Below are 13235 nucleotides of genomic sequence, written 5' to 3'. Positions count from 1 at the left end.
GGAGCCATATTAATGTCATTCGATGTTGATGAAGAGATACTGCAAGATTTTTTGATCGAAGCCGGTGAAATTTTAGAGCTTTTGTCTGAACAGTTGGTCACGCTAGAAAATCATCCCGAAGACTCGGAGTTGCTTAATGCGATTTTTCGAGGCTTTCACACCGTCAAAGGTGGCGCAGGATTTCTTAGCTTGTCTCCTATGGTCGATATTTGCCATGAAGCTGAAAATACCTTCGATCTGCTGAGAACCGGCAAACTAGAAGTCTCTGCCGAGTTGATGGATGTCATTCTGCAGGCGGTTGATGCCATCAACGTTATGTTTGCCCAGACTCAGGCTGGGCAGCAACAAGAGACTGCAGATGCGACCTTGTTGGCAAATTTGAAGTTACTGAGTTCGGCTTCTTCACTTCCAGTTGCAGCTGCAGCTGCGCCTAACGCGGCTTCGATTGAACTATTCGATCAGACGCCACTCGTGGGCGACTCAGGGATTGAACTGTTTGATTGTGCTCCTCAGCCAATATCGACTATTGCCGGTGAAGGCGGAATAGACGAAATCAATGATGATGAGTTCGAGGCGCTGCTCGATGCGTTACATGGTGGCGGTAACAGCCCAACTGCAACTCAGCCAGTAGCCGTCAGTGCGCCAGCACCGAGCCAATCTGATGACATTACCGACGATGAGTTTGAATCTTTACTCGATGAATTACATGGTTCGGGTAAATTTGACAAGCAAGCATCCAGCGCGAGTCTTGTCGATACTCCTCCAGCGGTAGATGCTGATGGTATCTCAGATGATGAATTTGAGAAGCTGCTCGATGAACTTCATGGCGCGGGTGCCGGACCCGGTGTTGGGTCTGCGGCAGTAGCCAACAAATCTGTGCCTGCGGTTAAGTCCGTGGCTCCTGCCACCCCTGTAGCGGCAAAAGCTGCAGCAAAAGCTGCAGCAAAAGCTGTTGTGCCGGCAAAGAAAGCGGTGGCTAAGTCAGCGTCGACCAATATTCCTCAGGCTGAAACAACCGTACGTGTCGACACTGCCAGACTCGATCAGATCATGAACATGGTGGGCGAACTCGTGTTGGTGCGTAATCGTTTACTCAGTTTAGGTGTCTCTCGTGATGATGAAGAGATGTCCAAAGCACTCGCCAACCTTGATTTAGTCACGGCGGACCTACAGGGCGCGGTGATGAAGACTCGCATGCAACCGATCAAGAAGGTCTTCGGTCGCTTCCCTCGTGTGGTAAGAGACCTTGCTCGTACCTTGAAAAAAGAGATTACCCTCACCATGATAGGTGAAGACACAGATCTCGATAAGAATCTAGTCGAGGCCTTAGCCGATCCCTTGGTTCACTTAGTGAGAAACTCGGTGGATCATGGTATCGAGATGCCGGCCGAACGTGAGGCGAGTGGTAAACCCAGAACCGGTACGATAACCCTCTCGGCGAGCCAAGAGGGCGACCATATCCTGCTTAAAATTGAGGATGATGGTGCCGGCATGGATCCTAATAAGCTCAAAGAGATCGCCATAGCTCGCGGCGTGCTCGATGATGAAGGGGCGGCCAGGATGTCCGATCAAGAGGCTTATAACCTCATCTTCGCCCCTGGATTCTCCACCAAAGTCGAGATTTCTGATATTTCAGGCCGCGGTGTCGGTATGGATGTGGTTAAAACCCGTATTGCTCAGCTGAACGGCACTGTTCATATCGACTCTATAAAAGGTAAAGGGACCGTATTAGAGATTAAGGTTCCCTTAACGTTAGCCATCATGCCGACCTTGATGGTAGAAGTGGCTTCTCAAGTGTTTGCCTTGCCACTGTCGAGTGTCAGTGAGATATTCAACCTCGATTTGACTAAGACCAATATCGTCGATGGCCAATTGACTGTGATTGTCCGACAGAAGGCGGTGCCGCTGTTTTATCTCGAGCATTGGTTGAGTCGAACCCCCTCTAATTTGAAGCACGGTGATAAGACTCATGGTCATGTGGTTATCGTCCAATTAGGCACCCAACAGATAGGCTTCGTGGTGGATTCATTGATTGGTCAAGAAGAAGTCGTTATCAAGCCTCTTGGTACCATGTTGCACGGCACTCCAGGTATGGCTGGGGCTACCATCACATCAGATGGTGGTATTGCTTTGATCTTAGACGTACCAGGTTTACTTAAGCATTACGCCAGAAAACAAACAAAATAAGCGGTATAGGAATTGGAATGGCCATTAAAGTTCTCGTAGTCGACGACTCTAGTTTTTTTCGTCGAAGAGTCAGTGAAATAGTGACTAAAGATGCTGATTTAGAGGTGATAGGTACCGCGGTGAACGGCGCCGATGCCGTTAAGTTAGCCGCTGAGCTCAAGCCCGATGTCATCACTATGGATATCGAGATGCCCGTCATGGATGGCATCACCGCAGTGCGTGAGATAATGGCCAAGACACCGACGCCAATCCTGATGTTTTCATCCTTGACCCATGATGGTGCCAAAGCGACGCTCGATGCCCTGGAAGCCGGGGCATTAGACTTCTTGCCTAAACGTTTCGAAGATATTGCCACCAATAAAGACGATGCGATTTTATTACTGCAGCAACGCATAAAAGCCTTAGGTCGTCGGCGCATATACCGGCCGATAGTAAGGCTAAGTACGCCTCACACCAAAGCTCAATTGACTAGCGGTTTATCGACATCGGTGCGCAGCGTCAGAGAGCCAGCCATCAGCCCGAGGGCGTCGAGTCGAGTACGAGCATCGGGTAAAAAATATAAATTGTTACTGATAGGCACCTCGACAGGGGGCCCGGTTGCTCTACAGAAAATCTTAATTAAATTACCTGCTAACTATCCTCATCCCATCTTGCTTATCCAGCATATGCCAGCGGCATTTACCCCGGCATTTGCCAGCAGACTGAATGGATTATGTCAGATTGAGGTAAAAGAAGCGCAATCGGGAGATCAGTTGCGGCCCGGTATGGCTTACCTCGCACCTGGCGGCATGCAGATGATGTTAGAAAGAGGTGGCGCCTACGGCAGAATTAAAGTACTCGCTGGCACCGCCGATATGAATTATAAGCCGAGTGTCGATATTACTTTTGCGTCGGCATCAAAAATTGCCGGGGGAGAGATCTTAGCCGTGGTGTTAACGGGTATGGGAGCCGATGGCAGAGAAGGTGCACGCATGCTCAAGAGCGCGGGTGCCACAATTTGGGCTCAAGATGAGGCAAGTTGTGTGGTTTATGGTATGCCACAAGCGGTGACTGCGGCGGGCCTATCGACTCAGTCTATAGGCTTAGAGGAGATGGCAGATTCCATTATTCGAGAGTCAGGTAATGGCTAAGTCGCAGAGGAAGCTAAGTCCCTCCTCTGTGCTGATCATTTTTTTGCTTGCACTCGCTGTGTTTGTTTTAAGCTCATTGTATCTTGAGACTCGTCATAAGAATGAACTGTTATTGTTAGACGTTGAGCGATTACAGCAAAGCCAGGTGCTACTTATGGTAGCCGATGAGCAAGCTCAAGTCCTGGCGACTTGGGTGGCACAGCACCCGGAAGCGACTCAGGCACTCCTCTCTCAGGTTAAGCAAGGTGAAAAGGTGACACTGGAAGTGGGTCTAGGCGTTAACAGCATAGACGTTCAAACGGTCAGTGCTGTCGCCGCTCCACTCGCGTTCGTAGACGAGGGCAATACTCGCTTGTCAGTGCCCCTGGCTTTGGAGCATGTGCCCTTGCCGCATGTGCCTTTAGACCCGGTGCCATCGAAGCTGAGTGCTAAACCGAGTGATGGGACTCACAAGCCGTCACCGGAGCGAGTCGAACAGGCTATGAGTTTGATCGCGAATGATTTAAGCTTGGATGACTTCAGTGGGACGTTAGCCAATGTTGTCGACACCATGCCAAAAGCGGTGACATTTTCAGTCGATGAAGATGGCGTCAAGGTTATCGGCCTACCTCATGGCGGAATAAGAATAACGACGCGAGAGAATAATTAGCATGTCGTTATCGGTAGATGTTAGGGGATTTTATTGAAAATCTGGACTATCGCGAACCAAAAGGGTGGGGTCGGTAAAACGACGACAGTTGTCAGCCTGGCCGGCTCTCTGGCCAAGCGTGGCCAACGTGTACTCATGATAGATACCGATCCTCATGCTTCACTGGGTTATTACTTAGGCATAGACTCTGAGGAAGTACCCGGCTCTCTGTATCATGTATTCTTAGCGTATAAAACGTTAAGTGCAGAGTTAGTAAAGCAACATATTATTCCCACAGTCGTTGCAGGGATCGATCTTCTCCCATCGACCATGGCGCTAGCGACAATAGATCGCTCCCTTGGACATCAGGAGGGTATGGGGCTGATCTTAAAAAAAAGCTTAAATCTGCTGCAAGATGATTATGACATCGCCTTGATCGATTGCCCGCCTGTATTAGGGGTGTTAATGGTCAATGCTCTCGCGGCAAGTGACCATATTATTGTCCCGGTACAGACTGAGTTTCTTGCGATTAGGGGACTCGATCGCATGATAAAAACCATGATCTTGATGGGACGATCTAAGAAGACGAAATACAGTTTTACCGTAGTCCCGACCATGTACGATAAGCGTACAAGAGCCTCTTCTCTAGCGCTTAAAAATTTAGGCGAAGAGTATGGCGAACACCTATGGCCGGATGTTGTTCCAATAGATACTAAATTTAGGGATGCCAGTTTGGCCCATCTTCCTGCTTCACATTACGCCCCCCATAGTCGCGGCGTAAAAGCCTATGAAAGGTTACTAAACTATCTGCTTGTTGGGGCGTTATCTCATGACAAGCTTAGTTGATAAAGCCGTATGCGATTACTTTAATATTTTGCTCACCGAAGTTGCAGAGCCCAGTCACTTAGATTCAACATTAACTCGGCCCAAGTTGAAAGAGTTTGAGCCTCAGCTAGATAAACAGGCCTTGGAGCAGCTACTGGCACCGGTGTTTAAGACTAAAGTGACAGCACAAATTGAAGTAAAAGTTAACGCACAAGTTAAACCCAAAGTAGAGATTAAACCAGTCTCTAAACCAGAGTCTAAAACAGAGACTAAACCAGCAGCGCAGATTAACCAAGAAGTAGAGACTAAGCCGCTGGTGGTGACTGCGGCAAAAGTCACCACAGATCTGTTGGAAAGCCTCGATGATGAGTTTCAGGTACTATTTTTTAAGGTCGCTGGATTAACATTGGCCGTGCCCTTGGTTAGCTTAGGTGGAATTGTTAAGTTAGAGCGGGTCAATCACATCATGGGTCGACCCGATTGGTATAAAGGTGTGCAAGCTCACCGGGGAGCACAGCTCAATGTCGTCGATACTTGTGCCTGGGTAATGCCGGAAAAGTATGATAGTGCATTAGCTGAAACCGTAAATTATCAATATGTTGTATTATTAGAAGACAGTAACTGGGGATTGGCTTGTGAATCATTGGTCAATGCGGTAAAAATTAACAAATCGGCGGTCAATTGGCGCAGTAATGCGGGAAAGCGTCCTTGGTTAGCTGGAGTAGTAAGAGAGCAGATGTGTGGCATTTTACATGTTCATGCACTTATAGAATTATTAAATTCAGGTCTAAGTAGTCAGGATACCCTAGGTTGAGGTAAATATGTCAAAAGCAAATAACGTAGCAGTAAACAAAGATGATGAAGTGTTGCAATGGGTAACCTTCAGACTCGATAACGAAACCTATGGCATCAACGTCATGCAGGTTCAAGAAGTATTGAGATATACCAATATAGCACCCGTACCTGGGGCTCCTCATTATGTACTGGGAATCATCAACCTTAGAGGTAATGTCGTCACTGTGATCGACACGCGTTCACGTTTTGGATTGGCAGCGTCCGATATTGATGATTCGACTCGAATCGTGATCATCGAAGCCGAGAAGCAAGTGATCGGCATTCTCGTCGACAGTGTCGCCGAAGTGGTTTATTTACGCGGTTCTGAAATTGACAGTGCCCCCAATGTCGGTACCGAAGAGAGTGCTAAATTTATCCAAGGTGTGAGTAACCGAGAAAATGAATTACTCATCTTGGTTGATCTCGATAAACTTTTATCCGATGAAGAGTGGATGGATGTGTCACAAGTTTAATGTCTATAATATTCCTAGTTCTTGGGAACTAGGAATACCTTTCCTATTTAAGAGTCTCATTCATGATCAGTGATGGAATTTTAATTGCGGCTTTAGTATACGTAATCGCTTGCCTTGGTCTGGTCTTGTATCAACAGAAGCAAACGAGTAAGTTGCGGGTGAAAGTTGCAGCCTTGACCTTATTAATAAAAGAAAGTGATCGTCAGCGTGAAACCGTCAAACGTGAATTACAAGAGTTAAGAAGTGGCACAATAGGTGTGGGGCGTCGAATGTTAGAGCTTGAAAAGCGCACCGCTAAACAAGACGCCAGACTCGATGAAGTGAATCAACAAGATCCCCAGGCAAGACTCTATTCCAGAGCGATGAAGATGGTTGATTTAGGCGCCAGCATAGATGAACTGATACAAGAGTGTGAGTTACCCAAGGCGGAAGCTGAGCTCATCATTCGGTTACATGGAAAAGGCTAGTTGTAGGACCGGCTTTAGCCGCGAGAGAACACTTACGGAACGCTGCGCTTACGGTTAAGCGATAACAGTTGACGGAACGTTCGCAAGCTCACTTACGGTAAAAGATGTAAGAGCGTACGCTTTGCGTGCTGTTATCTGTCAGGACGCAGTCCGTTCCGTAGCCGCTTGCGGCGTTCATGTGGCCGCAGGCCGTTCCGTGAGCGTAGCGTTCTACAGTCGCACCGCATCTTTATGTAGGAGCCGCTGCCGCGAGAGAACACACCCATAACCCATAACCCATCGGGCCTAAAGACCCTCCTACACCTAAAGCCCCCAGCTATAGGTACCGAGCTGAATGAGTCTGACATCGACAGCTGCCAAAATAATCATTTATAGTTACACTTTTTTTAAATTTAAGTTTGATCTATTTTTATTGCTAAGTATCCTTAGCGCTCTTGTAAACTAAAATCATACTCATAAGTCTAGTTAGTAACAGATGTATACAATTTTATCGGCTATATCTGCTTATCGACATATTTTGATGTGTCTTTAGCTTTATGTCGAAGCTGAAAAGGATTCAGCTGCATTATCGAAGAGAGAAATATGAAGCTTAAATGGATAGCATCGGTCGTAGTGGCATTCGGTCTAAATCATGGATTTAACGGATTAGTGTCTGCTACTGAATCAGTCACCGAGCAAGGCAAGAATTCCCCCCATGCAGCATTAACAGTAAACCCGCCTCAACAGCCATCTGAGCAGGCTCAGGTGGTGGTGCTTTATAATGATGACAGAGATCCATTCGAAGGCTTTAACCGTGCCATGTGGGACTTTAACTATCTGTTTATGGATAGGTACTTTTATCGTCCCCTTGCTCATGGATATAAGGACTATGTACCCAGACAGGTAAAAACCGGCATCAATAACTTGGTGACTAACTTCGAAGAGCCCAGTGCCATGGTTAACAATACCTTGCAAGGTAAGTGGGGATGGGCTGCTAATGCCGGTGGCCGTTTTACCATCAATACGACATTAGGCTTGTTAGGCGTTATCGATGTGGCCGATATGATGGGGCTGCCACGTAAACAAGACGAATTCAATGAAGTGCTGGGTTATTATGGGGTTGCTAACGGTCCGTATTTTATGGCTCCCTTTCTCGGGCCTTATGTGACCCGTGAACTGGCCTCTGACTGGGTTGATGATCTATACTTTCCATTATCAGAGCTTACAATGTGGCAGTCACTGGTTAAATGGGGACTGAAAAACCTACATACAAGAGCCGCTGCCATCGATCAAGAACGCTTAATCGATAACGCATTGGATCCATATACTTTTGTCAAAGAAGCTTATTTTCAACATATGGATTATAAAGTGTATGATGGAGATGTTCCGTTAGATCAAGATGAAGATGATCTGCTCGATGAATATATGCAGGAGTTAGATTAAAAGAAGACTCAATAACTACTAGTTTCACCTCGGTATAGTAGCCAGAGCCTTCTAAAAGGATCCTAGATGGCGCTAGAAGAGTTAGTGATATTACTTGTCGAAGACGATCCCGTTTTTCGGCGCATCGTTGCCGCCTTTCTCGACAGTCGTGGAGCTAAGGTCATCGAGGCCAATGATGGTGAGCAGGGACTGGATAAATTTAAGCAGTATGCATTCGATATAGTGCTTGCCGATCTGAGCATGCCTATCATGGGAGGCTTAGACATGTTGAAGAAGATGTCTGAGCTTAACCCTGACACCCCCGCCATAGTGATCTCCGGCAATCAAGTGATGGCCGATGTGGTCGAAGCCTTGCGTCTGGGTGCCTGTGATTATCTGGTTAAGCCGGTAGCAGATCTTTTTCTGATTGAAAATGCCATCAAGCAATGTTTAGCATCTAATGCCTCTAAAGAAGTCAATTTAGCCGATTTAGAAGAGTTATCCTACCAAGAGCTTCAGGATAATTTGGCGCTGTTAGAGCAAAATGAACAGGCTGCCAAGAGCGTACAACAGCAATTGTTTCCTCCCTCGCAGATAAACTACTTAAGCGCCCAGGTTGACTACAGCTTATATAAATCTGCTGAAGTGAGTGCTTACTTCATCGATACCGTGAATGTCGGCGATAACCATCTGGTGATGTATATGGCCCATTTTCATCCTCAAGATAATAGGGCGGCATTTGCCAGTGTGTTGCTTAAGAGCTTCGTTAACCAAAAATTGAAGTTATATCGAAATGGGACCAGCCAGGCTATTATCGAGCCATACAATATGCTCAGTTACCTTAACGAGCGTATGACTAAGTCTGGCTTAGATATCTGTATCGACATTGTCTATGTTGTCATCGAGTTGACTCACTACCGGGCATCGATTGCCCAAGCCGGTAATGGTCTTCGCTGTTACATTCGAAATCAACAAGGATTAACTCCCTTAGCCCTTCCTGACACCCTCCAGTTAGGCATTTTGAATTGGGGACACCCTAGTGCCCAATTTCGCACTTTAATGCCAGGAGAACGGCTCTGTATCGCCTCAAGTAAACCAGAACACAAGAAGATGTTATTAGATAATCAATTCCATGGCCTGGCCTACAATACAGAAATCCCTCCCGGCGGCTATATGCAGGTGTCGTTCTAAAGAAGGTTCTAGGCAGAGCATAACAATTCCTAGTTCCTAGGGAAGGAGTATCCGACAGGTTTTTGATAGAAGTCTGTGATGGGTAAACCCCCTGAACAAAAAATGGGTAATTAATTTTAGTTATCTTGTTAGATTTTTTAAACCATGGATGGTGATATGAGAAAATATGCTTTTGAACATCTTGATGTTTGGAGACGTTCATCTCGTTTGGCTTGTGATGTCTATTTATTATTTAATGGCTGTCGAGATTATGGCTTTAAAGATCAAGTAACCAGATCTGCTGTCTCAATCCCCTCAAATATCGCAGAAGGAGAGGAAAGGTCCTCATTCAAAGAATCTGCTCGCTTCCTTTATTATTCTAAAGGCTCTGCAGGGGAGTTAGTCACCCAATTGTATATAGCTATTGAAATTGGTTTAATTGATAGAGAAAAGGCATTAATTGTTATCGATGAAATTAAGCAGATATCAGCCATGTAGCAGCATTGATAAAAATAAGAAAAGGAGAAGTGAAGGAGCCTACAGTGGAATACAAGACTAAAAGTAACTGAGTTACTTCGATACTAGTTTATGAATAAATTTTCGATTTTATAGTGTTTGGAATAACTTAGCGGGTCTTGCTTCATATCTGTTGTAAGCCCTCGTACCTAGGAACTAATACCTAGGTGCTTCTTAACAAAAACGCCTCACTATCACTAGTGAGGCGTTTTATTTTGATTCCTAGAACCTAGAACCTGCTACGAATGCTTTATGCCTTCATGATCTGCAGTGACCGCCATCTCTTCTTCGAGTGCTTCCTCTTCAGTATGAGCATGATCGCCTTCGGCGCCGTGCATCCAACTTACTAGCTTATCAGCCATGAAGTAGAGGACGACACCTGAGATTGCCGATGTGATGGCGATACCGGCGAAGATAGACATAGCGTTAGCAAGTTGCTCTTCTCTTGGTCCATCGTGTCCGATGAATGAACCTATGATGCCACCTATCTTGTTAGCCGCGGCTATGAATAGGAACCAGGTACCCATCATAAGTGATGCGATACGCACTGGAGCAAGCTTAGTCACCATAGACAAGCCAATAGGAGATAAACATAGCTCACCCATGGTGTGGAAGAAGTAAGCACCGACCAACCACCACATGCTTGACTTAGCATCCGGATTGCCACCCATCTCAAGTACTGCACCCATCATAAATAGGAAACCAATACCGAGCAGGACAAGACCTAGGGCAAACTTAACCGGAGAATTCGGCTCATTCTTGCCTAAACGGATCCAGATAGAGGCGATAACAGGCGCGAAGATAACGATGAACATGGCGTTAAGAGACTGGAACCAAGTCGTCGGTACTATGAAGCTACCTATGGAACGGTCGGTAAATTCATTGGTGAACAGGTTCAGTAGACCACCGGCTTGTTCAAAACCAGCCCAGAAGATGATAGTAAATAGACCCATGACCATGATCACCTTAATGCGATCACGCTCGATTGCCGTTAAGGGTTTTTTTCTGACTTGACCTGTCGCTGCCGCCTTGTCTTTTTCTAACTTAGCTGCAGGGTATCGACCTATGTCGCCCAGTAGTTTCTGTGCGAAGAAATACTGGATGATGAGAGAGAAAATCATACCAACACCGGCACAGAAGAAGCCTGCCTGCCAGTTGTTAACAAAAATTTCTTTGCCTTCAAAGACAACGGTCTGACCGAAGGAAGTGTAAGCCCAAGCGACAACGAAACCTGCCAGCGCTGCACCTACGTTGATACCCATATAGAAGATAGTGAATGCACCATCACGGCGATGATCACCCTGTTCATACAGGTCACCCACCATGGTCGAGATGTTTGGCTTGAATAGGCCGTTACCTAAGATAAGGATGCCCAGGCCGATATAGAAAAATATAATTTCAGAGCCTGGCATCCAGCTGTGCGGCGCGGCTAGAGTAAATTGACCTATTGCCATCAAGGCGCCACCGATCATGATGGCGCGGCGTTGACCTAGGTAGGTATCGGCTAACCAGCCACCGATGAGGGGGGTTAAAAAAACCAGACCAGTAAAGGTACCATAGAGTGAGATGGCTTCGGCGCCAGTCCAACCTAAGCCGTGACCGCCTTCAGATTGAACTTTATCTACCAAATACAGTACCAAAATGGCACGCATCGAGTAATAACTGAATCGTTCCCATAATTCTGTTGTAAACAACAGAAACAATCCCTTCGGATGCCCGAGCATCGTCCCTTGGGGTTTTGCTACGCTCATTAAGTCTTCCACCTTGCTTGTGATTGCCTGCAGGACAATTGTCACCACAGAAAAATTGTTAGTGCTTTATTTTATAGTCTGGTAACTTCGCTTAGCGCTATCTAGTTAAGCTTATGATAAATTGTGACATAACAACTATTGTTAACAACAATTTAGCTACAGAATATTGTTATATTTTAATGTTTGGTGTCATATATTCTACGAAACACTACTTATATACCCTTTTCTTATTGCTAATGTCAATTTTGCAGGCTTGAATGCCGAGTTTTTAGACAAGTTAGAGTGTAAAGATGAGAAGCTGAGCATGTAGGAGGGGTCTTCAGCCCCGAATTAAGCCGCGCTGCGACTATGGAGTACGCTCACCGAACGGCCTGCGGCCTGACAGATAACCGTAAGCGCAGCGTTCATCTTGGCTCGAAGCTTTTACCGTAAACGTAGTGTTCCGTCATCCGTCATCCGTCATCCGTCATCCGTCATCCGTCATCCGTCATCCGTCATCCGTCTCCGCTTTTACCGTAAGTGAGCTTGTGAACGTTCCGTCAACCGTAATCTGGCTTTCCCCCCTTTTATTCTAAAAACAATTCTGCTACCATTTTCTCCCAGCGTAAGGAATTATGCACAGATACGTTTGTGTTGTCAGAGAGAATAAAGAGTCAAAATGAAAGCTTGGTACCTCCTTTATTGTAAACCCCGCGGTGAAGCAAGAGCCGTACATCACCTCACTTTACAAGAGATAGAAACTTATCTACCGACAATTGGAGAGGAGGAAAAGGTTAAGGGGCAAGTAATAGTCAAACGTATACCTCTCTTTCCAGGTTACCTATTCATTTATTTCGATCCACAAATAACCAGTGTTGCCCGCATACATTCCACCCGCGGTGTTGGACGTATCGTAGGGTGTAAAGAGTCAATGACCACGGTCGATGACAACATTATCCACAGTATCAAGATGCGTGAGCATAAACTCTTATCCGAGCTTCTTCCTGAGTACAAGGCTGAAGGCGCTGGATCTGACGAGTTACCAGTAACCGATATTGAGTTTACCCCAGGTGAGAAAATACGCTTCACCGAAGGCCCATTCGCAGAACTAGAAGGCATCTTCGAAGAGAAAAATGGCGACAAACGTTGTCATGTACTATTCGAAATCATGGGGCAACAGAAACGAATATCAGTGCCTAAAAAAAGCATCAAACCTATATAAGCTAGCGTCGCCAATGTTTCCCAGCCATCTTTGCTCATCAACCTGTAGGAGGGGTCTTCAGCCCCGATGCTTGTGGGTTTATTCCCTCCCGGCTAAAGCCGGTCCTACCATTAACCGGCTTACAAATTTGCCGAGTGCGTGTGTATTAATCGTTGTTTATTGTTGCCAGCTTAGTGGTTGTGAGTTAATTAAGGTGTTTGTTAGTGGCAAAGTTTTGCTCTGAAACACACTTGCAGTAATAATGAGCAGCAACAAAACAAAAAATCGAGTAGTATACGTCGCTTCATTCGATTGTGTTTCTATCCAAATCCGAATCGAGTCTATAACACACAAATGAAATTAAGGCTGTTTAAAGTCAATAGATAGTCAAAGTTCTTAGCAATGGAGTACAAGAGCTTCGAAGTAAATTTTAGCAAGTTAACTTCATTTCTTAATACCCCCATTCAGAACAAAAATATGAATTTACGTTACGGCGTAGGGCACTCTGGAAGCCGCAATCCATGGGCGGTAGCGTGTCTGAAAGACAAGGAGATGAAAAGTTTCATCTCCTTAGTGAAGCCGAAGGCCTCTGGCCGCCACGCGGATCGGTAGCGTGCCCGAAGGGCGAATTATCGCTCGCGATAGTGCTTATGAGCGAGAGGCAAGGATTCGA

General features: G+C 46.0%; 12 protein-coding genes. 11 read left to right on the top strand and 1 reads right to left on the bottom strand.

Annotation, left to right across the window (positions count from 1 at the left end; translation table 11 throughout):
* Positions 1-12 precede the first annotated feature (12 nt).
* The 10 genes from KT99_RS09715 to KT99_RS09670 all read left to right on the top strand — a co-directional run bounded on the left by KT99_RS09715 (position 13) and on the right by KT99_RS09670 (position 9613).
* A complete protein-coding gene (locus KT99_RS09715; protein WP_005499482.1) occupies positions 13-2187 on the top strand; it encodes a chemotaxis protein CheA in 2175 nt (724 codons plus the stop codon).
* Between the two features lie 17 nt (positions 2188-2204).
* A complete protein-coding gene (locus tag KT99_RS09710) occupies positions 2205-3317 on the top strand; it encodes a protein-glutamate methylesterase/protein-glutamine glutaminase (RefSeq protein ID WP_005499481.1) in 1113 nt (370 codons plus the stop codon).
* Positions 3310-3966, top strand: coding sequence for a hypothetical protein (locus KT99_RS09705; protein WP_005499479.1), 657 nt, complete (start codon positions 3310-3312; stop codon positions 3964-3966). Before KT99_RS09710 ends, KT99_RS09705 begins: the two co-directional genes overlap by 8 nt.
* Before the next feature lie 33 nt (positions 3967-3999).
* A complete protein-coding gene (locus tag KT99_RS09700; RefSeq protein ID WP_005499476.1) occupies positions 4000-4791 on the top strand; it encodes a ParA family protein in 792 nt (263 codons plus the stop codon).
* Complete coding sequence (locus tag KT99_RS09695) at positions 4775-5584, top strand: chemotaxis protein CheW (protein WP_005499474.1); 810 nt, start codon at positions 4775-4777, stop codon at positions 5582-5584. The genes KT99_RS09700 and KT99_RS09695 overlap by 17 nt, the downstream gene beginning before the upstream one ends.
* 7 nt (positions 5585-5591) lie before the next feature.
* Complete coding sequence (locus KT99_RS09690; protein ID WP_005499472.1) at positions 5592-6077, top strand: chemotaxis protein CheW; 486 nt, start codon at positions 5592-5594, stop codon at positions 6075-6077.
* Between the two features lie 62 nt (positions 6078-6139).
* Positions 6140-6544, top strand: coding sequence for a DUF2802 domain-containing protein (locus tag KT99_RS09685; RefSeq protein WP_005499465.1), 405 nt, complete (start codon positions 6140-6142; stop codon positions 6542-6544).
* A gap of 582 nt (positions 6545-7126) precedes the next feature.
* Positions 7127-7966, top strand: coding sequence for an MlaA family lipoprotein (locus KT99_RS09680; protein WP_005499464.1), 840 nt, complete (start codon positions 7127-7129; stop codon positions 7964-7966).
* 66 nt (positions 7967-8032) lie between these two features.
* On the top strand, positions 8033-9136 hold the full coding sequence (locus tag KT99_RS09675) for a response regulator (RefSeq protein WP_005499461.1): 1104 nt from the start codon (positions 8033-8035) through the stop codon (positions 9134-9136).
* Between the two features lie 156 nt (positions 9137-9292).
* Complete coding sequence (locus tag KT99_RS09670) at positions 9293-9613, top strand: four helix bundle protein (RefSeq protein ID WP_050774345.1); 321 nt, start codon at positions 9293-9295, stop codon at positions 9611-9613.
* A gap of 257 nt (positions 9614-9870) precedes the next feature.
* On the opposite strand, the gene KT99_RS09665 is transcribed toward KT99_RS09670, so the two are convergent.
* Complete coding sequence (locus tag KT99_RS09665; protein WP_040571834.1) at positions 9871-11382, bottom strand: peptide MFS transporter; 1512 nt, start codon at positions 11380-11382, stop codon at positions 9871-9873.
* 658 nt (positions 11383-12040) lie between these two features.
* On the opposite strand from KT99_RS09665, the gene rfaH reads away from it, so the two are divergent.
* Entirely contained in the window at positions 12041-12583 is a 543-nt protein-coding gene (gene rfaH, locus KT99_RS09660; protein ID WP_005499453.1) for a transcription/translation regulatory transformer protein RfaH, read from the top strand.
* Positions 12584-13235 lie beyond the last annotated feature (652 nt).

Source organism: Shewanella benthica KT99, assembly GCF_000172075.1.
GTDB classification, from domain to species: domain Bacteria; phylum Pseudomonadota; class Gammaproteobacteria; order Enterobacterales; family Shewanellaceae; genus Shewanella; species Shewanella benthica_A.
The sequence above is the reverse complement of the archived record's forward strand: the minus strand, read 5'-3'. Positions and strand labels throughout refer to the sequence as shown.